The sequence below is a fragment of the Holdemania sp. Marseille-P2844 genome (assembly GCF_900120005.1).
Classification (GTDB): domain Bacteria; phylum Bacillota_I; class Bacilli_A; order Erysipelotrichales; family Erysipelotrichaceae; genus Holdemania.
In genome coordinates this window covers 585,976-605,656 of the sequence record NZ_LT635451.1, presented here as the reverse complement: position 1 = coordinate 605,656, position 19,681 = coordinate 585,976, and the positions used below count along the sequence as shown (strand labels likewise).

The 19,681-nt window shown below is 55.0% G+C and carries 18 protein-coding genes and 1 other annotated feature; of the genes, 16 read left to right on the top strand and 2 right to left on the bottom strand.

The genetic code is table 11. The features are described from left to right. The first annotated feature begins 93 nt into the window (after positions 1 to 93). The 5 genes from BQ7364_RS09520 to BQ7364_RS09500 are packed head-to-tail and all read left to right on the top strand — an operon-like array spanning position 94 to position 7,893. Positions 94 to 1,518 carry an SWIM zinc finger family protein gene (locus tag BQ7364_RS09520; RefSeq protein ID WP_072684482.1) on the top strand — a complete coding sequence of 475 codons (1,425 nt, stop codon included), beginning with the start codon at positions 94 to 96 and terminating at the stop codon, positions 1,516 to 1,518. Between the two features lie 12 nt (positions 1,519 to 1,530). After that, positions 1,531 to 3,450, top strand: a complete 1,920-nt coding sequence (locus BQ7364_RS09515) for a hypothetical protein (RefSeq protein WP_072684481.1) — start codon at positions 1,531 to 1,533, stop codon at positions 3,448 to 3,450. Beyond that, positions 3,450 to 4,538, top strand: coding sequence for an ATP-binding protein (locus BQ7364_RS09510; protein ID WP_195547935.1), 1,089 nt, complete (start codon positions 3,450 to 3,452; stop codon positions 4,536 to 4,538). The genes BQ7364_RS09515 and BQ7364_RS09510 overlap by 1 nt, the downstream gene beginning before the upstream one ends. Then, the gene (locus BQ7364_RS09505) at positions 4,538 to 6,748 is read left to right on the top strand and encodes a DUF5682 family protein (protein WP_072684479.1); all 2,211 of its coding nucleotides are present in this window, start codon (positions 4,538 to 4,540) and stop codon (positions 6,746 to 6,748) included. The genes BQ7364_RS09510 and BQ7364_RS09505 overlap by 1 nt, the downstream gene beginning before the upstream one ends. Beyond that, entirely contained in the window at positions 6,748 to 7,893 is a 1,146-nt protein-coding gene (locus BQ7364_RS09500) for a VWA domain-containing protein (RefSeq protein ID WP_072684478.1), read from the top strand. Before BQ7364_RS09505 ends, BQ7364_RS09500 begins: the two co-directional genes overlap by 1 nt. A gap of 159 nt (positions 7,894 to 8,052) precedes the next feature. Here the strand turns inward: BQ7364_RS09500 and BQ7364_RS09495 are convergent, their stop codons facing one another. Further along, entirely contained in the window at positions 8,053 to 8,307 is a 255-nt protein-coding gene (locus BQ7364_RS09495; protein ID WP_020223481.1) for a DUF3892 domain-containing protein, read from the bottom strand. A 61-nt stretch (positions 8,308 to 8,368) separates the two neighbouring features. Between BQ7364_RS09495 and BQ7364_RS09490 the strand changes: the two genes are divergently transcribed. From BQ7364_RS09490 to BQ7364_RS17780, 7 genes are all read left to right on the top strand, one after another. Further along, the gene (locus BQ7364_RS09490) at positions 8,369 to 9,034 is read left to right on the top strand and encodes a hypothetical protein (protein WP_072684477.1); all 666 of its coding nucleotides are present in this window, start codon (positions 8,369 to 8,371) and stop codon (positions 9,032 to 9,034) included. Between the two features lie 39 nt (positions 9,035 to 9,073). After that, positions 9,074 to 9,235, top strand: coding sequence for a hypothetical protein (locus BQ7364_RS18000; RefSeq protein WP_159432785.1), 162 nt, complete (start codon positions 9,074 to 9,076; stop codon positions 9,233 to 9,235). Positions 9,236 to 9,286: 51 nt separating this feature from the next. After that, a complete protein-coding gene (locus BQ7364_RS09485; protein ID WP_006060666.1) occupies positions 9,287 to 9,769 on the top strand; it encodes a RidA family protein in 483 nt (160 codons plus the stop codon). Positions 9,770 to 10,120: 351 nt separating this feature from the next. Beyond that, a complete protein-coding gene (locus BQ7364_RS09480; protein ID WP_072684476.1) occupies positions 10,121 to 10,549 on the top strand; it encodes a competence protein ComK in 429 nt (142 codons plus the stop codon). Positions 10,550 to 10,596: 47 nt separating this feature from the next. Then, positions 10,597 to 12,366: an asparagine synthetase B family protein gene (locus BQ7364_RS09475; RefSeq protein ID WP_072684475.1), complete on the top strand. Its 1,770-nt coding sequence runs from the start codon at positions 10,597 to 10,599 to the stop codon at positions 12,364 to 12,366. 80 nt (positions 12,367 to 12,446) lie between these two features. Continuing rightward, positions 12,447 to 13,307, top strand: coding sequence for a YitT family protein (locus BQ7364_RS09470; RefSeq protein WP_072684474.1), 861 nt, complete (start codon positions 12,447 to 12,449; stop codon positions 13,305 to 13,307). An 84-nt stretch (positions 13,308 to 13,391) separates the two neighbouring features. Then, positions 13,392 to 13,598, top strand: coding sequence for a hypothetical protein (locus BQ7364_RS17780; RefSeq protein ID WP_139248606.1), 207 nt, complete (start codon positions 13,392 to 13,394; stop codon positions 13,596 to 13,598). A gap of 10 nt (positions 13,599 to 13,608) precedes the next feature. Here BQ7364_RS17780 and trpS read toward each other — a convergent pair whose 3' ends face one another. After that, positions 13,609 to 14,619, bottom strand: a complete 1,011-nt coding sequence (trpS, locus tag BQ7364_RS09465) for a tryptophan--tRNA ligase (RefSeq protein WP_072684571.1) — start codon at positions 14,617 to 14,619, stop codon at positions 13,609 to 13,611. A gap of 32 nt (positions 14,620 to 14,651) precedes the next feature. Beyond that, positions 14,652 to 14,865, bottom strand: a binding site (T-box leader). A 234-nt stretch (positions 14,866 to 15,099) separates the two neighbouring features. Between trpS and BQ7364_RS09460 the strand changes: the two genes are divergently transcribed. From BQ7364_RS09460 to BQ7364_RS09445, 4 genes are read left to right on the top strand one after another with little or no spacing between them, the layout of a single operon-like run. After that, positions 15,100 to 15,531: a Spx/MgsR family RNA polymerase-binding regulatory protein gene (locus BQ7364_RS09460; RefSeq protein WP_039865115.1), complete on the top strand. Its 432-nt coding sequence runs from the start codon at positions 15,100 to 15,102 to the stop codon at positions 15,529 to 15,531. Between the two features lie 59 nt (positions 15,532 to 15,590). Next, entirely contained in the window at positions 15,591 to 16,736 is a 1,146-nt protein-coding gene (gene mnmA, locus BQ7364_RS09455) for a tRNA 2-thiouridine(34) synthase MnmA (protein WP_072684473.1), read from the top strand. Beyond that, on the top strand, positions 16,733 to 17,431 hold the full coding sequence (locus tag BQ7364_RS09450) for a CPBP family intramembrane glutamic endopeptidase (protein ID WP_083538520.1): 699 nt from the start codon (positions 16,733 to 16,735) through the stop codon (positions 17,429 to 17,431). Before mnmA ends, BQ7364_RS09450 begins: the two co-directional genes overlap by 4 nt. A 16-nt stretch (positions 17,432 to 17,447) precedes the next feature. Beyond that, on the top strand, positions 17,448 to 19,637 hold the full coding sequence (locus BQ7364_RS09445; RefSeq protein ID WP_072684471.1) for an SF1B family DNA helicase RecD2: 2,190 nt from the start codon (positions 17,448 to 17,450) through the stop codon (positions 19,635 to 19,637). The last annotated feature ends 44 nt before the right edge of the window (positions 19,638 to 19,681 follow it).

Here is a 19,681-nt window from a genome sequence, read left to right as displayed (position 1 = left end):
AACGATGAAGAATTTCGTAAATCGGACGATCTCTTACTGCGTTCTTCCTCATCTATGGTAAAATTAAAGCATCACAAAGTCAGGAGGAACGGTATGGAGATCAAAGAAAGCTGGATCGCGGAACAGGCTGTCAACGCGAACGCACTGAAGAATGCGAAAGCGCTTGTTCAGAGCGGCAAATTTGTCAGGCTGGTTCGCAGCGAGGACGATACTTTTTATAGGGGAGAATGCCAGGGCAGCGGCAGCTCTAATTATACGACGTCCGCCGATTTTCTGGACCCGGCGCATCCGGTATTCCGGTGCAGCTGTCCGAGCCGGCAGTTTCCGTGCAAGCACAGCCTCGGCTTGTTGTACGCGATAGCCCAGAAAGCGGCGTTTGAAACGTGCGCGATTCCGGAGGATATCCTCAGAAAGCGCGAGCGGCTGGCGAAGCGGAGCACCCAGCCGGAAACGGATGCCGAGCCGCCGCAGGCAAAGCCGAAGAAAACGAAGAAGACGGCGAATAAAAAACGCTGGCTGAAGCAGATGGAGGGACTGGACGTCTGCGACAGAATGCTGCGGGATCTCGTGCGCAGCGGCGTAAGCGCGTTTGTCAACAATTCGCTTAAGGATTACGAAGCGCTGGCGAAGCAGATGAACGATTATTATCTGCCCGGCATTCAGCGCCAGCTTGTGACGCTGATCGCGGCAGCGCGCACCGCTCAGACTTCAGAGGGAACTTACGACGCGGTGTTTACCGAACTTTTGCGGCTGAATCAGACGGTAAAGCAGGGCCGGCAGTATCTGAACAAGAAGCTTCAGGATCAGCCGGTGACTCCCGAAGAAAAGGGAATAGAAGAGGGACTCGGCACGATTTGGAATCTCAGCGACTTGAAGGAACAAGGCTTTGAGATTGGGGAACAGTCTCTGATTCAGCTCGGCTTCCGCGTGCGTTATGATTCAGCGCATCTGGAAACCGTGGAGGAAGGGTTCTGGTTTGTCCATCCGCTCAATGAAATTCATAAAACAATTCATATCCGGCCGAAAAAGGCGGAGAAATACATCCGGGAAGAAGACAGCGTATTGATGAAAATCAAGGCGCCCACGGTCTACCTGTACCCCGGCGCCGGCAACCGCCGGCTGCGCTATGAAGAAACAAGGACAACCGAGCCGCTGAACGGGGACGATTATGCCCGGATCCGGCAAGCCGCCGGCGAAACGCTGGAAACGGTGATCAAGGACGTTAAAAACAAGCTGAAAAACCCCTTCGTTAAAAATGAAGTCGCGGCGCTTGTCGCGTATGCCGAGATCCGCCGCCAGGACGAGGAGTTTGTGATGTTGGACCGGCAGGGCGAGGCGCTTGCGCTTTCGCCGCTGGAGGGAATGTCGTTGATGGCGCTGACGGCACTGCCTGAACAGAAATTGTTGGCAGACCAATGCGCGCTTCTCTTGTTTTCCTACGAAGCCCAAACCCACCGGCTCATCGCGAAGCCGATGAGTTTAATCAGCGCCGAACACATCGTCCGGCTGTTGTACTAGGAGGTGGCGGAAATGATTCTGCAACTTTTATTTGATCTGCAAACCCGGCTGCGGACGGGACTGGCGGCGGGCGGCATGATTCTGCTCAGCGACCCGCGGCTGCCAGAATTACAGAAAAAGGTCGGCGTGCTCGCCGCGAAATCCCCAGTGTTCCAGCGGCTTTACAATTTGCTTCAAAGTCTGGCGGACGATCCCGAGTTGTTCGCGGACCGGCTGTTGGAAACGTTGTCGCTGTTGGAAGCGCTGCTGATCACCCAGGCGGATTGGAAAACGGAAGCCGCCGGTGAAGCGATCGTTCTGCCGGCAGAAAAAGCCTATACCGACATCCGCTATTCCCAGCTGAAACCGTTGATTCAGGCTTTGACGACAACCGGAAGCGGACGCTACGAAATTATTGAAAAAACGTATCAGCATCATCCTGAACGGTTCGCGGACTACCGCGTGCTGCCGGCGCTGATCGCGGACCTGGACGACGCGTATGGCGAACTGGCTGAACTTAACGAACAGATTCTGCGTTCTTGCGGGGCGGGGATCGTTCCGTTTTTAAAGGAAGGCTTCGATCCCGCCGGCAAGAAGGCGATGCTGCGGCGGATCCGGCTGATCGTCGATCTGGCGGGAAACCGGGAAAATGCATTCTACCGGACGATGGTTCCGCTGGCCCAGCCGGCGATTTTGAAGGAAATCATCCGGGGACTGGCCTGCGATCCGGACAACTGTGATCTGTTGATGCAGATTGCCAATAACGAAAAGGGGAAGCTGAAAGAAACTGCGCTGTACGCCCTGACACGCATCCGCGATCCGAAGGTCGACGCGTTTTTGTTGGAAAAGATCCGTAAAAACAGCCGTTTTCTGCACTATGCCGGCTATACCAACGATCCTGAGATCACCGCGCTGGTCTGCGCCAGCGTGAAGGAACAGCTGCAGTCTGTGCTGGAAGCTCAGGCGCTGCCTACGCTCGATGCGGAAAAGGCGCTGATCGAATCCTTGAAGCTTCTCGCCTATAAAACCGATCCGGCCATCACGGAGCTGGTGAGCTGGATTCTCGATCAGGACGCTGCGTTCAGCGCGGTCCGCGATCATCAAAAAAAGCCATTCCGCACGCATATCCGCTTTGCGCGGGTCAAGCCGTTAGCCTATCTGGTCGCCGGCAGCTGCGAGCGGACGTTGAGTGAAACCGTTTTGGAAATCGTGTTCACCAGCTGGCTGGCGGATCAAAACGACGCGGCCGAAGCATTGATCAAGACGCTTGTTCAGCGCTGGCCGGACAAAACCGCCGCGCTGTACGCCCGGATGCGTCTGATTCAGAACTTTGAGCAGGCATACGAGGAATTGACGGAAGCGTTTGCCGGTCAGCCGCGTTCCTTTTTCAATCAGCTCTGGGCCTGTGTGGAATACGATGAGGCTTTAAAGCAATACGTTTACCGCAGCGCCTTGATCGCCAATCCACTTCAGGAAGACACGGCAGTTATTCCGTTAGGGAAGACATTCGATCTGCGCTGGATCGACCTGTTAACGGGACAGCGGAACGTGGAGAAGGGACTGTTCAAGAAAACCATGGCCACGGTTTACGGGGCGGAGGATCCGTTAGGCAGCAGTGTGCTGGTGCATCTGGCCGATCCGGAAAATGCCCTCCTGAAGCAGAAGCTTTTCGATTATTTTGATCAACGCCGCCAGACGGCAGGGCACTTGTATTTTAAACAAGTTTACGGACTGCCGCTGCAGGAAGAGCTGCTTGCCTATTTAAAACACAGCGCTTTCGGCCCGGGACAGATGGCGATGATGACGCGTGCTTTCTGCCGCCCGCGCGAAGCAATTCCGGTCTTAAACGAGCTGCAGGACTATTGGAAGAAGAAACGGCCGAACGCCCAGTTGTGGGAGTTCTACGTGCTGGAAAGTGCGATCACGCAATGTGAAGAAAGCGAGGATGAATAATGGAAAATCAGAAATTTCAACGGCTGCCGGCCGAGATCTTGTATCAAACGGAACTGGATACGTTAATCGCCAACGAACAATACCCGGTTCCGCCCGGCTGGAACATGTCGCCCCGTTCCGTCTTCACCTATATCTGCGGCGGGCGCAGCGGCAAGCTCGAGATCACGCCGAAATATATCGGCAATCCGCGCTTAGTCGAAATCGCGATTGCGACGCTGGTCACCGACCGGGCGCTGCTTTTGATCGGCGAGCCGGGCACGGCGAAGTCGTGGTTAAGCGAGCATCTGTGCGCGGCGATCAACGGCGATTCGACAAAGGTGATCCAGGGCACCGCCGGCACCAGCGAGGAAGCAATCCGCTATTCGTGGAACTACGCGATGCTGATCGCCAAGGGTCCCAGCGAGGAAGCCCTGGTCAAAAGTCCACTGCTGCACGCGATGGAAAGCGGCAGTCTTGTGCGCTTTGAGGAAATCAGCCGCTGCGCCAGCGAGGTCCAGGATGCGCTGATCTCGATCCTGTCGGAAAAACGGGTGTCGGTGCCGGAGCTGAATCTGGAAATTCCGGCGCAGAAAGGGTTCTCTTTGATCGCCACCGCGAATACCCGCGATAAGGGCGTCAACGAGATGTCAGCGGCTTTAAAACGGCGGTTTAACATCGTTGTGCTGCCGGCGCCGGGCGATTTGAAGACGGAGATGGACATCGTCACCCAGCGGGTTGGCCAGCTGTCGGGATCGCTGGGCCTGCAGGCGAAAATGCCGGATCAGGACATTGTCGAACAGGTCGTCACGATCTTCCGCGAGCTGCGGGGCGGGGCGACGCTGGATGGTAAGCTGAAGGTGAAAACGACCTCCGGTGTCTTGTCCTCTGCCGAGGCGATTTCGCTCTTGGCGAACAGTATGGCGCTGGCGGCGAGCTTTGGGGATGGAAAAATCCGCGCCGCGGATGTGGCCGCGGGCTTGCAGGGAGCGATCGTCAAGGATGAAGCGAAAGACGGCGTGGCGTGGAAGGACTATCTGGAAAATATTCTGAAGAAGAAAGGCCTGGCCTATTATGAGCTCTATCACGCATGCATGGAGCTGAATAAATAATGGCTGCGGTTTTCGGCGTCCGTCATCTCTCGCCGGCCTGTTCGCTCCATCTCAGCGCGTTTCTTGATCAGCTTCAGCCCCAGGTCGTCCTGATCGAAGGTCCGAGTGACTGCAGCGATTTCATCGAAGCGATCGTCAGCGCCGAACTGACGCCGCCGTTTGCGATCATGGCGTATACCGACTCAACGCCGGTCCGCTCGGTTTTATATCCGTTTGCGTGCTATTCGCCAGAGTATGTCGCGATGCAATGGGCGCATGCCCATCAGGTACCGTGCGCATTTATGGATCTGCCTGCCGCGGCGTTTCTGGAGAATGATACGCCGGACAAACCGCAGGAAAACGATCAGGCGCAGGATCAGGCCATGGATTTGAAGCTGGATGAAGAGGATCGTTGGGAACGGATGTTTGAGCATGAAACGGACGGGGCGAAGTTTGCCGAAGCGCTGGCGCTGTTCGCGCATCATCTGCGCCAGCTTCAGCCGCCGGTTGCGCTGACGCTGCGCCGTGAGGCGTTTATGCGCGGGGTCATTGATCATTATATTGAAAGCGGAATCGACGAAGAACGAATTGCGGTGATCTGCGGCGCGTACCATGGCGAAGGTCTTGAAACACCGGCGGCCTCAGAACAAGCAGAAAAGCTTCCAGCGCTGTCCGTCCGGCGAACGCTCATGCCGTATTCCTATTTCCGGCTGGCCTCGCTCTCAGGGTATGGCGCCGGCAACAAAGCGCCGGCCTACTATGAACAACTCTGGCAGTATGGACGCAAGGGGCACCCTGATCAGGCGGCCGCGGCTTACTTGTCGCAATTATCGTTTTATCAACGTAAACATGGCTATCCTTGTTCCACCGCCCAGGTCATCGAAGCGCTGCAGCTGGCCCAGAGTCTGGCCGCGCTGCGGCAGGAAGCGACGCCTTCTTTGCAGGATTTAAAGGATGCCGCGATGGCCTGTATGGGTGAGGGCCGGCCGGCGGTTTTAATGGAAGCGTTTGTCGATACGGAGATCGGCACAGCGATCGGAAGTCTGCCTCAGGGTCTGTCGCAGACGGCGATTCAGAATGATTTTTATCATGCGCTGCGGACGTTGAAGCTGCAGCGCTACAACACGCTGACGGCGAATTTACTGGAGCTGGATCTGCGGGAGAAGACCACGGTGAAGACGGAAGCGTCCGCGTTTCTCGATCTGCGCCGGTCGATGTTTCTGCATCGGCTGCGGATACTCGGCGTTCCGTTTGGCACGCTGCGGCCGGGAACTCAGGCCCGCGGCGATTGGAAGGAAAGCTGGGATTTGAAGTGGAGCAGCACGGCGGAGATCACGTTGATTGAAGCATCGCTTTCCGGCGACAGCGTCGCCTCCGCCGCTCAGTTTGTGCTGCGCCGGCAATTGACTCAGGCGCAGCAGCTCAGCGAATGCGCGGCGGTCATGGAAGAAGCGTTTCTCTGCGGCTTGCAGGAAAGTCTTGACGATGCGTTAAAAGCGGTGCAGGCGCTGGCGATCGATTCCTCAGCGCTGGAGGAAATCGTCAGGACGGCGCGCCGGCTGAGCACGCTGCTGCGGTTTGGTTCGCTGCGGCGGATGGACAGTACGGCGATTGAGCCGTTGTTTCACCAGCTGTTTTACCGCGCGCTGCTGCTCTGTCCGGGCAGCTGCCAGTGCGATGGCAAAGCCGCCCGCGGCGTAATGGAAGCGCTGGGTTCCATCAATGAGCTGTCGATCCTGCACGACCATTACATGGAGGAAACCTGGCTGGACGTCTTAACGGAATTGTCCGGCCGCGACGACGTCCATCCGCTGTTAGGCGGCTATGCGGCGGCGATCCGGCTGGAACGGGGACTGTTAGCGGAAGCGGAGTTGGAGCAGTGGATAAGCTACCGGCTGTCGCCGGGGGTGCCCGCGGAAATCGCGGCGGCCAGCTTTGAGGGCCTGATGCTGCGCAATCACTACGCCCTGATCGCCCGCGCGTATCTGTGGCGGCAGCTCGACGAATACATCGCCAGTCTGCCCGATCCCGATTTCCAGCGTATTCTGCTGGTTTTGCGGCGGGCGTTCGGCACATACAGCGCCGCGGAAAAGCAAGCGGTCGCGCAGAATCTGGGCAGTCTGTGGCAGCTGGATGAAGACAGCGTTGCGGAAGTGCTCAACGACGAGTTAAAACAAGAGGAACAAGATCTTCTGAGCGAACTGGAAGATTTTGATTTTGGTGAATTCTGATGGATACTCAACAAAAACTAACGCGCTGGCGGTTAATCCTCGGCGCTCAAACAGAGTCTGAATTTCAGAAGCTGGATCCCGATTTTAAGCTGGACCGCCGCGGTCTGGCGCTGGATGCCGCGCTGGCGGCGGTGTATGGCGGAATCGGGGAAGCTGCGGGCGGCGGAGCCGGCCTGGGCCCCAGCCATCCGCAGATTACAAAGTGGCTCAAAGACATCCGCTCGCTGTTTGATCCGGATCTGGTCAAAGTCATTCAGCAGGATGCGATCGAACGGAAAGGCTGGAAGCAGCTGTTGATGGAGCCGGAGCTGCTGGAACAGCTGGAACCGGATTTGGAAATGGCCAGCGTATTGCTTACGTTAAAAGATCTGATCCCGGCGAAGTCGAAGGATCAGGCGCGCGCCTACATCCGTAAAATTGTCGAGCTGATCAACCGTCAGCTGGCCTCACAGCTGCAGCGGTGCGTGCATGCCGCCCTGGCGAAGCAGGAGCATTCCCCGCTGCCCAGCGCCGCGGCGATTGATTTTCCTTATACCGTGCGCAAAAATCTGAAGCACTATTCGCCTGCGCTGCAGACGATCGTACCGGAACGCGTCTATTTTTTTGACCGCAAGCAGAAAAGCAACCGCTGGCATGTGATTCTGGATATTGATCAGAGCGGTTCCATGTCCAGCTCGATCCTCTATTCCTCCGTCACAGCCTGCATCTTGGCGAGTATGAACGCAGTGCGCACGCACGTCGTGGCATTCGATACGACGATTGTGGATCTCAGCGAGCTGTGCAGCGATCCGGTCGAGCTGCTTTACGGTTTCCAGCTGGGCGGGGGAACCGATATCCATAAATCGGTAAAATATTGTGAACAGCTGATTGAGGAGCCGAACAAAACAATTTTTTTCTTGATTTCCGATCTGGATGAAGGCGGCAATCACGCCGGACTGCTTCACCGGCTGCAGGCGATGAAGGAAAGCGGTGTGACCGTGATCTGCCTGTTGGCGATTCAGGATGGCGGCAAGCCGTATTACAGCCAGGATATGGCGCAGCGCGTGGCCAATCTCGCGATTCCCTGTTTTGCCTGCACGCCCCAGCGGCTGCCGGAGCTGCTTCAGGCGGTTTTCCAGAAACAGGATCTGGCCCGGTTCGGCTGATTCACTTAAAAAGCGGCAAGGTTGGCGACGATCCTTTCCGCGGCATTGGTGATTAATTTTGTTCTGCGTGGAAAAATAGAAAAAAGCAGGGATTTTTCCCTGCTTTTTTCAGTACCGGAGAGAATCCGGCAGTCCTGATTTAGAGTTAAGGAGGAAAACTTAGAACTCTTTCAGGTTAGAGAACTTCGTGTTCGGATCGCCATCGTTCTTAGAACGGATGTGCTGCTTTCCGTCACGGCCTGTAAACAGCATCGCGCCTTCGATCTTGCCCTGTTCGATAGCTTCGATCGCCATCTCATAGTCATAGACCTTGCCTGTGTTGGACTTGAATTCACACAGGTTTCCTTCGTTGTTCTTACGAACAGCGACGAAACGTTCTTTGCCGGATTCAGTTTTCTCGTTTTTTCTTGCCATATTTATCGCCTCCTGACATTATTCTGAGCCCGGTCAGCATAAATATACTTGAGGTGATATTGTGAAATTCTGGAAATTTGCGGCTGCGGATTTGTCGACAGTACTGATCGATCAGCCGCCCCATGCCGAATCGGCGTCCCGGATTCTGAGCGGGGGGCTGGGCATCGGCGGCGATCAGCTGGCGGGCGTTGGCGAACAGGCTGAAGAAGGAAGCGTTCTGCTCGATGCGCAGGGCAATGACGGCCCCTCGCTCTTGTCCGCGGTGCTGGCCAAGGCAGCCTGGCAGAAACGCATGCAGAATCAAGCTCAGGGCACGATTCGGACGCCGGACCGCTGGATCAGCTGGTTTATCGAGAAAAATGGAATCGCGCTGTGCCTGCCGCGTCCGCAGGCCACCAACGACTTCATCGGCTATTATGGTCAGCATGAATGCCGCGGGGAGGGGATTCTGCCCTGGGATCCGCCGGATCATGCGGTGCATCGCTGGCGGCTGATCGACGCGCAGTCCTTTTATCTGGATTCCAGCGTGCCGGTGCAGGGACGAATCTGCGGCAGTGCGGAAGGGGCGCTGTGCGCCTATGCCTGCCTGCGGAAAGACGGACTGCTTTCCGGTCCGGCGTTAGCGTTGTGCGAGGGCGGACGGTTCTGGATCCGGCCGCAGGGGAAGGCGCTGATCCTGACGACGCCGGTTTTTTTCATCGCCGAGGGTTCTCTATTTGAAAATTAACCTGAAGTCCAGTATAATAGGCGTCAGAGGTGATGGAAAATGATCGAAAACGTCAATGACTTCTTATCTGTTGCCTTTCTCGCGCTTCTTTTAATCATTGCGGCGTTTCAGGTCGTCAAGCATTTCAGCTCGCGCCACGCGCGGCGGATTATGGATCTGGAGCGGGATTACTATATCCAGGATTTTGAAGAAGACGAATAGGAATCCGATCATAAAATCAGACTCAAAACGGCAAACGTACAGGAGGTAAACATGCTGATTCAGGAAATTACATCTGCCAATGCGCCGAAAGCGATTGGCCCGTACACCCCGGCGGTGAAGCTGGGCGACTTTGTTTATATGTCCGGCCAGATTCCGGTGGATCCGGCCAGCGGCGAAATCGTCGCGGGCGGCATCCAGGAACAGACTCACCAGGTATTAAAGAATATCGAAGCGCTGTTGGCGGAGATGAATCTGGAAATGCGCCACATCGTCAAGACGACGGTCTTCATGACCGACCTGGGCGAATTCAACGCGATGAACGAGATTTACGCTACGTATTTTGACCGGCCGTATCCAGCCCGTTCCACAGTGCAGGTCGGCGCGCTGCCGAAAGGCGCGAAGGTTGAGATCGAATGCCTGGTCATCGACACGCTCGTCTATGAACGCCAGATGCAGGGCGGCTGCGGAGGCTGCGGCGGGGGCTGCTCCTCGGATGAAGGCGGCTGCTGCGGCGGCGACTGCTGCGGAGAATAACCTAACACAAAAATTGGACTGAGGCTTCTCTATAAGGATTGTTTTGTCTTTGAACAATCAAAAAACAGGGAAATTGCAGCAGAAATTCCGGTTTTTACTCTCGCTTTGCGGGAGTTTTTTTATGTTTTTTTCAAGTGGTAAGAATAAATTGAAAATAGAATGTTAAAACTGCCAGCCGGGTATAAATAGAGCTGACGGGTTTGTATGAATTATGCGAATAAAATAAAAATTTGCCTGCCCAGTGTGTAACAGAAATATTTACGAAGAACGAGAAAAAAACAGGATTTTTTAAATTTTCTGCAATGATTACTAGTGACGGATCACTCACCAAAGCATTAAAAAGGGGAATTTATGAGAGACTTATTACTACTTTACTACGATTCAGCAAACTGCTGCACGATTGCGGTCCATTTCGATGGGACAATCAGCGCACTGCCGGACAAACCGGTAAAATGGCTGCGCCGCTGGTGCGTCGAGGCGGGAAGCAGCCTGGAAGGGCGGCTGGATGGTTACCGTAAGAAAATGGGAATCATCCAGAAACCGGCGCTTTATATCGGCGGCTATCCGCCCCAGATCTTTATTCCGACCGTGTCCATGGAGCGCGATGACTGTCTTTACCTGCGGGCTGACCGCATTCGCAAGATTATGAGCGATGACGGGATCGCCGTGGTTTGTTTTGATACCGGCGTTGTTTACCGGATACCGGTCTGCGCCCGCAGTCTGCGTCAGCAGCGCAACCGCAGCCTGCAATATTTGGAAATGTTGAACGGCCTGCGATGAATCAGACGATGATGTTTGTCATAGAATGAAACGATGAGGAGGAAATTATGACGAAGATCAATCTGATATTCAACGAAAATCGGAATATTCAAAAAGAACAGTCCCGGCTTGAACGAATGGGGCTGAAAGACGAACTGGCGATCGTCAGCGACGAGCATCTTCTCGCTTCGGCACAACCAGATCAAATTTACTACGACAGCCAGCGCAAGTGCGGCTGCTTCTGGTCGGGCGTCCTTGATAACGAGGACGAGCTGCGGTCGTTATGGGCTCAGTACCGGCCGCAAAGCACAGGCAACAGTGCGAAAATGTTGGCGCAGCTGTATGAAATTTTAAGTGAGAAGCTGTTTGAAAAGCTCGACGGCTGTTTCGTGATCGTGTTTGTCCAGGGGCATCAGCTGCATATCGTGCGCGATCCGATGGGCGTGAAAACGTTGTATTATACGCGCAAGCCGGATGGGGAATGGCTGTTCTCCGATCAGATCAAAGGGTTGTTTGCCGAGGGCAGCCGCATGCCGGTCGTCAACCGGACCGCGCTTCTGGAGCTGTTTGCGTTAGGGCCGTCGCATACCGAAGGGCAGACGTTTTATAAGAACATCGCGGAGCTGCCGATGGGGTATGCGCTGCTGATCCGCGACCGCAAGGAAAGCCTGCACGAATACTTTGAGCTGAACGTGCACCGGCACAACGAGGATCTGGCCGCGACGGCGGCGCATGTCCGGCAGATGGTCAGCGATTCGCTGAACCGCCAGTGCGCAGCCTCGGACGTGCACGCGGCGTTTCTTTCCGGTGGTTTAGACAGCAGCATTCTGTGCGCGCTGGCGTCAAAGCGCGGACCATTAACGACGTATTCGCTGGATTATGAGGGCAACGCGCAGTATTTCAAGGGCTACGCGTATCAGACGACGCGCGACAACGAGTATATCGACGCGATGATCGAACGGTATGCGTTCGACCACCATCCGCTAGTCATCGCCCAGCGCAAATGCGCGGACTTGCTGGAACCGGCGATGATCGGCCGTGATGGTCCCGGCATGGCGGATGTCGATTCCAGCCTGTTATGGATGTATGGCAAGGTCAGGGAACAGAACGGTTCGGTGTTGACGGGCGAATGCTCGGACGAGCTGTTCGGCGGGTATCCGTGGTTTTACCGCAGCGATCTGGTCAGCCTGAAGTCTTTTCCATGGCTGCAGTCGTTGCCGCAGCGCGTGAAGCTGCTGCGCGCGCCGATGAACGAGCTGGACTATGAGGGCGCGATGCGTTCCGCTTACTGGGCGACCGTTCAACGAGCTCCGAAGGATCCATTTGACAGCGAACAGGATCAGCGGGCCAAGCTCATGACGTATCTGACTGTGCATTGGTTTATGCAGACGCTGGTGCAGCGCCAGGAAGCGATGGCGGCTCTGACAGGCTTGACCGTGCGGGCGCCGTTCTGCGACGCGAAGCTCTACCAATATCTGTATAACGTGCCGTGGTCGATGAAATTTTATAAAGGCGAGGAGAAGGGACTTTTGCGGCTGGCGTTTGAAGACATCCTGCCGGCCAAGGTCGCGCACCGCAAGAAAAACCCGTATCCGAAGACCTATCATCCGGAATATACCCAGCGTGTCAAGGACCGTCTGCAGGCACTGATCAACGATCCTGAGTGCCGTTTGTGCGAGCTGCTGGAGCCGGCGGGATTGCAGGAATTGATCGACACCGACGGCGGCAGTTTTGCCAAACCGTGGTTCGGTCAGCTGATGATGGGACCGCAGCTGCTGGCGTATTTTATTCAGCTGGAACTGTGGCTGCGCCGCTACCAGATCCGAATCGAATTCTAGGATTTCAGATTCCTGTCTTTTTGGCTTGAAAGACAAAATAAAGATGATAAAATGAGGAATGGAAAAAAAGAGGAGATTTTATGTCAAACCAAGCCAAAAAGGACTGTAAAACACTGATTGCAGTCATTATTTCCGCCTTTGTCTACGCGCTGGCGATGAAAGCTTTTGTCGAGACCGGCAATCTGTTCCCGGGCGGCTTCGCCGGCCTGTCCCGCATGTTCAGCATGTCGCTGTCAAAATTCGGCGGGATTACGATTCCGTTCAGCGTCTTCTACTTCCTGCTGAACATTCCGCCGACGTTGTTAGTCTACAAATATGTCGGCCACCGTTTCACGATCTTTTCCGTGCTGCAATACTCGTTAACCAGCTTGTTTACAGAGTTGCTTCCGACCTTTCCGATCACCAGCGACATGCTTTTGATCGCCGTGTTCGGCGGTATCTTGGGCGGTCTGGCAATCTCAATCGCGCTGCGTGCGGATGCCAGCAGCGGCGGCACCGATTTCATCGCGATTTACGCCTCGACGAAATACAACGCGCCGACCTGGTCCTACGTCATGTATTTCAACGCCGCGATGTTGGTGCTGGCAGGCATTCTGTTCGGTTGGGAACAGGCGCTGTATTCAATTATTTATCAGTTCTGCAGCACCCAGGTCGTACAGACGATGCATCTGCGCTACAAGCTGAATTCCTTGTTTATCATCACGGAGAAGCCGGAAGAAGTCTGCGACGCGGTGTTTCATTACTGCCGTCACGGCATCACCAAGCTGTGGGGCGAAGGGGGCTTCTCGCATACGCCGCGGTGTCTGTTGTTCATGACGGTCAACGCCTATCAGGTTCACGGCTTGATCGAAGCAATCCGCCTGGTCGATCCGAAGGTGTTCATCAACGTGTCCAAAACCGATAAAATCATCGGCAACTATTATCAGAAACCGCTGGACTAACCCAGCCTGAGACGTTCTTTCATCAGAACGTCTTTTTTTCCGCTTTTCGACGAAGTTAAACAAGCTTTGCGCTTTTAAGCGGGTATGCTGAGCTTAACGGAAGGGGCGAAGCACATGGACTATCAGGTTAACGATCCTGAACTGCAGCGAAAGCTGGATCTGGCGGACAATGTCATCCAGCCGAAAACCCGCCAGGAAAGCCGGCTGCAGCGCTACTGGCAAAGCGTGGGGTGGAAGCACGCGGATAAAAAAAACCTGGGACTACCATCATCCCAGGCTGCGGACAGCTGAGGCTGTCCGTTTATCGTTTGCGGAACTCAAGACCGATTTTGCGCTGGACCTTTTCCAGCTTGCGGCTGGCCAGCCGCTGCGCCTTGACGGCGCCCTCGGCCAGCGTTTCCTCGATCAAGGTCGAATTGATGATCTCGTTGTAGCGGGCCTGAATTCTTTCCAGCTCGGCGCAGACGACGTCCGCCACGGCGCTTTTGAATTCCCCATAGCCTTTGCCCGCGAAACGCTCGACGATCGTTTCGATCGCTTCACCTGAGAGCGAAGACATAATCGTCAGCAGGTTGGCGATGCCCGGCTGATTTTCAGGATCAAAGCGCACACACGCTTCGTTGTCTGTCACGGCCGACATGATTTTCTTGCGGGCCGATTTGAGATCTTCCAGCAGATAGATGCAGCCCTTGTCGCCTTTGTCGGATTTGGACATTTTCTTTGACGGATCGCTGAGCGACATGATCCGCGCGCCCACCTTTGGAACAACCGGCTCCGGAATCCGGAACGTTTCGCCATAGCGGTTGTTGAAGCGGTTGGCAATATCGCGGGTCAGCTCGACATGCTGCTTCTGATCCTCGCCGACGGGAACGTAATCCGCGTCATAGATCAGAATATCGGCCGCCATTAAGCACGGATAAGTGTACAGGCCGACCGTCAGGTTTGTTTCGCCTTTTGCGACCTTATCCTTATACTGCGTCATCCGGTTCAGCTCGCCCTGATAGCTGTTGCAGTTCATAATAAAGCCCAGCTGCGCATGCTCCTTGACGTCGGACTGTAAGAAAATCGTCGCCCGCTGCGGATCCAGACCGCACGCCAGATACAGCGCCACCGCGTCCTTCAGATTCTTTTTCAGTTCTTTGGGATCCTGATAAACCGTGATGCAGTGCAGGTTGGCGATGAACACAAGCATTTCGTATTCATCCTGATACTTGACGAAATTGCGCAGGGCGCCGATATAGTTGCCCAGCGTCAACTGTCCGCTCGGCTTGATTCCGCTGAGCATGACTTTTCTTTTTTCAGTGTTTTCCATCATTTCTCCTCCTAAAATAAAAACGTCCCGATCACCGGGACGCTTCCGCGTGGTACCACCCAGCTTGTTTTCCAGACGCCTGAAAAACCGCTCATGCAGGATAACGGCCTGTTCCGTTGGAAAACTGACGCTTTCCAAGGCTCCAAAAACCCAATTCACGAAAGATTTCTGCGGATGAGTCGCACCGTTCCTCATCTCTCTGGATGTCACAAAATCCCGCTACTGCTTTTTCTTCGTTGCTTTTCTTAATTTAAGCACAAACCGATCGAACATGCAAGCCGGATCGGACTGGATCTTGTCAATCCGAGACGCAGCAGCGAACTGCACGGTCATAAAAAATCATGAAATTCATCCGAGAATCGGCAGGGCCGGATTGAATTTCCGGCTGTTTCATTGTATGATAAAAGCTCAAAAGAACTCACAACGGCGTTGAGCTTGATTTCAGCCCGGCTGTGCGCAATAGAAATGGCGGTGCAATTTATGATCGTAGTGTATACTTCACCCGGCTGTGCTTCCTGCCGAAAGGTCAAACAATGGCTGAAAGAGCGGAATCTGCCGTATATAGAAAAGAACATTTTTACGACGCTGCTCAACGAAACGGAGATCCGGCATTTGTTGATGCGCAGTGAAAACGGCTCGGAGGATATCATCTCCAAGCGCTCAAAAATCATCCAGCAGAACGCGATCGACCTGGACGACATGACGATCAGCGAGCTGGTGCATTTCATCCAGGAAAATCCATCCGTGCTGAAACGGCCGATCATCCTGAATGAACGGAACTTCCAGGTCGGCTACGACGAGGAGGAGATCGACGCGTTCGTCCCGCAGCAGCTGCGCTCTCTGGCCCGGCTGTCCTGCAACGCCAGCTGTCCGAATTACGCCGGCTGCGGCAAGATCCGGGAAGAAGCCTGACAAGCATCTGCGGATGCTTGTTTTTTTCCTCAAATCCAAAAGAAACAAAGGGAGGATGAATGATGAAAATCTTAGTCGGTTTGTCCGGCGGCGTTGATTCCGCCGTCGCGGCGTATCTTTTAAAACAACAGGGGCTGGACGTGACCTGCGCGTTCATGCGCAACTGGGATTCAATGGCCAACAATGATTTCTTAGGCAATCCGAATGCGGACGACGACGTATGCCCGCAGGAAAAGGACTGGATGGACGCTAAAAGCGTCGCCGACAGTCTGGGATTAGAACTGCTGCGCGTGGATTTTGTCAAGGAATATTGGGATAACGTTTTCTCTAACTTCCTGCAGGAATACAAGAAGGGGCGGACGCCGAATCCCGATATTTTGTGCAACAAATACATCAAGTTTTCCAGCTTTCTCGATTTCGCCCGCAGCCGCGGCTTCGATACGCTGGCGACCGGCCATTATGCGCGTGTGCGGCACGAAGCAGACTTCAGCGGTTTATACAAGGCGCACGACCTGAATAAGGATCAGAGCTATTTCCTTTGCCAGGTTGCGTCCGATGCGCTGCGGCATACGTTGTTTCCGTTAGGCGAAATTGAAAAGCCGGAAGTGCGGCGGATCGCGAAGGAACTGCGGCTGTCGATCGCGGAGAAAAAGGATTCGACCGGAATCTGTTTTATCGGCGAGCGCAACTTTCGGGAATTTCTGAAGAACTACCTGCCGGCCAAATCCGGCAAGATCGTCGACGTGATCAGCCGCCGCGTCTTAGGCGACCATGAGGGCGTGCTGTATTACACTATCGGTCAGCGCAAAGGCTTGGGGATCGGCGGTGAGGGCGGACCGTGGTTTGTCGTCGGCAAGGACGTCGTCCATAACGAGCTGCTGGTGGCCAGCGGCGAAAGCAACGACTGGCTCTTAAGCGATACCTGTCTGGTCAGCGGCGTCAACTGGCTGGCCAGGACAAAACCGCAGGGCGCGCTGTCCTGCTGCGCGAAGTTCCGCTATCGTCAGAAGGATAATCCGGTGACGTTGGAATTTCTCGATGAAACGACTGTCAGACTGACCTATCCCCAACAGGTCGCTTCGGTGACCCCGGGGCAGCAGGCGGTCTTCTATCTGGGCGAGCAGTGCCTGGGCGGGGGCGTGATCGAGGAAGTCTGGCATCGCGGACAATCGCTGACGGACCGGATCCGCAGCTTTGAACCATGAACCGAGTCATGCTGTCAAAGCGCCGGGTGCAGGTCATCCTGTTCAATTATTTCGCGGGCTACCTGTTTCTTTATCCCCTGTTGATCGGGGTGCTTTTCCGGCTGTTTGCACCCTTAGAGATCCCCAATCTTGACCGGATGCTGGAAAATCTGGTCTATATCCTGGTTTTCGCGGTGACGGTCGGCGCAGCCTGGCCGCTGTTGAAGGAACACCTTGAGCGCTTTCGGCAAAACCGGCGGGCGATTGTCAAATCGACGCTGACGCGCTATGTTCAGATGTGGCTGGTGATGTATGGGATGAATCTGGCGATCATTCTGATCACCGGGCTGTCAAGCAGCCAGAATCAGGATACCGTCGTCCAGCAGCTGACCCAGTCGCCGCTGCAGATCATTCTGGTCACCTGTCTGTTTGCGCCGGTCGTCGAGGAAACCGTCTTCCGCGGGGCCGTCTTTACGCCGCTGCGCCAGCGGGGCAGCTTTCGCACCGCCGCGCTGGTCAGCGGGTTTCTGTTCGGTCTTCTGCATGTGTTCACGTCGTTGCTGAGCGGCAATTTCAGCGACGGGATCTTTATCCTCGTTTACGGCACGATGGGCTATCTGTTGTGCGCAGCCGAGGAAGAAAATCAGACGATCGTCAGTCCGCTGCTGATGCACGGGCTGAACAATCTGATCAGCGTGATGCTGATCCTGCTGTGAGAAAGGAATGAGGGAAATGAGTGAGGAACGCGACGTCATCCGCGGCAAACTGAAGCAGATCGTCTTCCGCAACGACGACAACGGCTACACTGTCGCTCGTTTTATCGTTGATGATCTGCAGCAGCGGCAGGTGACGATCACCGGGTATCTGCCGGTGTTCAGCGAGGATGCGCTGATGGAGTTAAGCGGCAGCTATGTCGATCATCCCCGCTATGGAATGCAGTTTCAGGTTGAGACCTTCCATCGCGTCATGCCGGACGACGAGGATTCCCTGATTCGTTTTCTGTCCGGTCCGTTATTTGAGGGCATCGGCAAAAAATATGCCGAAACGATTGTGGCGGCCCTTGGTAAAGACGCGATTCATCGGATTAAAAACGACCCAACTGTGCTGGACAGCGTGCCGAAAATGACGAGCAAGCGCCGGACAGCGATTCTGGAAGGGTTAAAAGAAAGCGACGACGATCTGGAAAATCTGATCCAGTTCTTTGTCGCTCATGGTCTGGGGATGCGCAACGTCATGAAGCTGGAGCGGATCTACGGTAAGGAAGCGGTTGAGAAAATCCAGGAAAATCCGTATCGGATGGTCGATGAGGTCGACGGCATCGGGTTTGCGACGGCGGACAAGGTCGCGATGTCGCTGGGCTTTGAGCTGGAGGATCCGCGCCGGCTGGAAGCGGCGATGGTGGCGCTGGTCGATCAGATGAACATGCAGAGCGGCGATACGTTTGTCAGCCGCGAAGGACTGGCGCATCAGATGAAACGTCAGTGCGCCGGTCTGACCTATGATTTTGACGAACTGCTGGAATCGCTGCTTTTACAAAGACGGTTAGTGGAAGAAGAAGGGCGGATCTATCATGTCGATCAATATGACGCGGAGGTCCAGATCGCGCAGTTTCTGACGCTGTTTCCGTTTGAAGAACTGGAACCGGTCGATCCCGAAACGCTGCAGTTTGAGCTGGATGCGCTGCAGGAAAAGCTGGCGATCACCTACGATCAAGCGCAGCTGGAGGCGATCCACACGTTTTTTGAACATGACGCGATGATCCTGACCGGCGGCCCGGGAACGGGCAAGACAACCGTTGTGCGGGCGTTGACCGCGTTGTTTAAAAAACTGTATCCGTACCAGCGGATCGCCTGCTGCGCCCCGACCGGACGGGCAGCGAAACGGCTGGCTGAGCTGACGGAAACCGATACGTTTACGATCCACAGTTTGTTGGGCTGGGATCTGGAATCGAATACGTTTACCAAGACGGAACAGGATCCGCTGATCGTCGATCTGTTGATCATCGACGAATTTTCCATGGTCGACAGCTGGCTGTTCGCGGCGCTGTGCAAAGCCTCGGTGCATGTCAAGAAGCTGTGCATCATCGGCGACGAGGATCAGCTGCCTTCGGTCCGCTGCGGCTGCGTCTTGAAGGATTTAATCACCTCCGAGCTGTTTCCGTTAGTCCGGCTGGAACGGATCTTCCGCCAGAGCGAGGGCAGCGACGTGATCACGCTGGCGCATCAGATCCGTCAGGGCCAGACGGAGGAACTGGACTGTCATGGCGACGTGGCGTTTTTCCCGGTCGGACTTTACGAGATCAAGGATCAGGTCATCAACGTCGTTCAGTCGGCGCTCAACAAGGGCTACGATATTCAGGACATTCAGGTGCTGGCCAGCAAATACAACGGACCGGCCGGGATCGACCGGCTGAACGCCGCTTTGCAGCAATGCCTGAATCCGCCGGAGAAGGGCAAGCGTGAATGGAAGGTGGGCTACCGCACCTTCCGCGAGGGCGACAAAATTTTACAATTAAAAAACCAGCCGGATGACGACGTCTACAATGGCGATATCGGCATGCTCGTGGAAATCGTTTACGCCAATGAGGACGAAGCCGGCAAAAACCGGCTGATCGTCGACTTCGAAGGAATTCTCGTTGAATACACCTCGGATAACCTGCTCAACATTTCGCACGCCTACTGCATTTCCGTGCATAAATCCCAGGGCAGCGAATATCCGATCGTCATCATGCCGGTCGTGCGTGATTATGGGATCATGCTTCAGCGGCGGCTGATCTATACCGGCGTCACCCGCGCTAAAAAATCACTGGTTCTCTTAGGCGAGAAGGACGCGTTGATCCGCGGGATTGCCAGCCAGGAACATCATTTGCGCTCAACGACGCTTACCCGGCGGATCGCGGCGATGCTGAATCCGGAATTTTAAGCATAAGTTTATCCGCTTGCGGACATACTAACACCAAAAGGAGT

Excerpts from the sequence above, each read along its gene's own strand:
- BQ7364_RS09475 (WP_072684475.1), top strand. The coding sequence starts at position 10,597 with ATGACGAAGATCAATCTGATATTCAACGAAAATCGGAATATTCAAAAA.
- BQ7364_RS09485 (WP_006060666.1), top strand. The coding sequence starts at position 9,287 with ATGCTGATTCAGGAAATTACATCTGCCAATGCGCCGAAAGCGATTGGC.
- BQ7364_RS09510 (WP_195547935.1), top strand. The coding sequence starts at position 3,450 with ATGGAAAATCAGAAATTTCAACGGCTGCCGGCCGAGATCTTGTATCAA.
- BQ7364_RS09495 (WP_020223481.1), bottom strand. The coding sequence starts at position 8,307 with ATGGCAAGAAAAAACGAGAAAACTGAATCCGGCAAAGAACGTTTCGTC.
- BQ7364_RS09460 (WP_039865115.1), top strand. The coding sequence starts at position 15,100 with ATGATCGTAGTGTATACTTCACCCGGCTGTGCTTCCTGCCGAAAGGTC.
- BQ7364_RS09480 (WP_072684476.1), top strand. The coding sequence starts at position 10,121 with ATGAGAGACTTATTACTACTTTACTACGATTCAGCAAACTGCTGCACG.
- mnmA (WP_072684473.1), top strand. The coding sequence starts at position 15,591 with ATGATGAAAATCTTAGTCGGTTTGTCCGGCGGCGTTGATTCCGCCGTC.
- BQ7364_RS09445 (WP_072684471.1), top strand. The coding sequence starts at position 17,448 with ATGAGTGAGGAACGCGACGTCATCCGCGGCAAACTGAAGCAGATCGTC.
- BQ7364_RS09505 (WP_072684479.1), top strand. The coding sequence starts at position 4,538 with ATGGCTGCGGTTTTCGGCGTCCGTCATCTCTCGCCGGCCTGTTCGCTC.
- BQ7364_RS09515 (WP_072684481.1), top strand. The coding sequence starts at position 1,531 with ATGATTCTGCAACTTTTATTTGATCTGCAAACCCGGCTGCGGACGGGA.
- BQ7364_RS18000 (WP_159432785.1), top strand. The coding sequence starts at position 9,074 with ATGATCGAAAACGTCAATGACTTCTTATCTGTTGCCTTTCTCGCGCTT.
- BQ7364_RS09500 (WP_072684478.1), top strand. The coding sequence starts at position 6,748 with ATGGATACTCAACAAAAACTAACGCGCTGGCGGTTAATCCTCGGCGCT.
- trpS (WP_072684571.1), bottom strand. The coding sequence starts at position 14,619 with ATGGAAAACACTGAAAAAAGAAAAGTCATGCTCAGCGGAATCAAGCCG.
- BQ7364_RS09520 (WP_072684482.1), top strand. The coding sequence starts at position 94 with ATGGAGATCAAAGAAAGCTGGATCGCGGAACAGGCTGTCAACGCGAAC.
- BQ7364_RS09470 (WP_072684474.1), top strand. The coding sequence starts at position 12,447 with ATGTCAAACCAAGCCAAAAAGGACTGTAAAACACTGATTGCAGTCATT.
- BQ7364_RS17780 (WP_139248606.1), top strand. The coding sequence starts at position 13,392 with ATGCTGAGCTTAACGGAAGGGGCGAAGCACATGGACTATCAGGTTAAC.
- BQ7364_RS09450 (WP_083538520.1), top strand. The coding sequence starts at position 16,733 with ATGAACCGAGTCATGCTGTCAAAGCGCCGGGTGCAGGTCATCCTGTTC.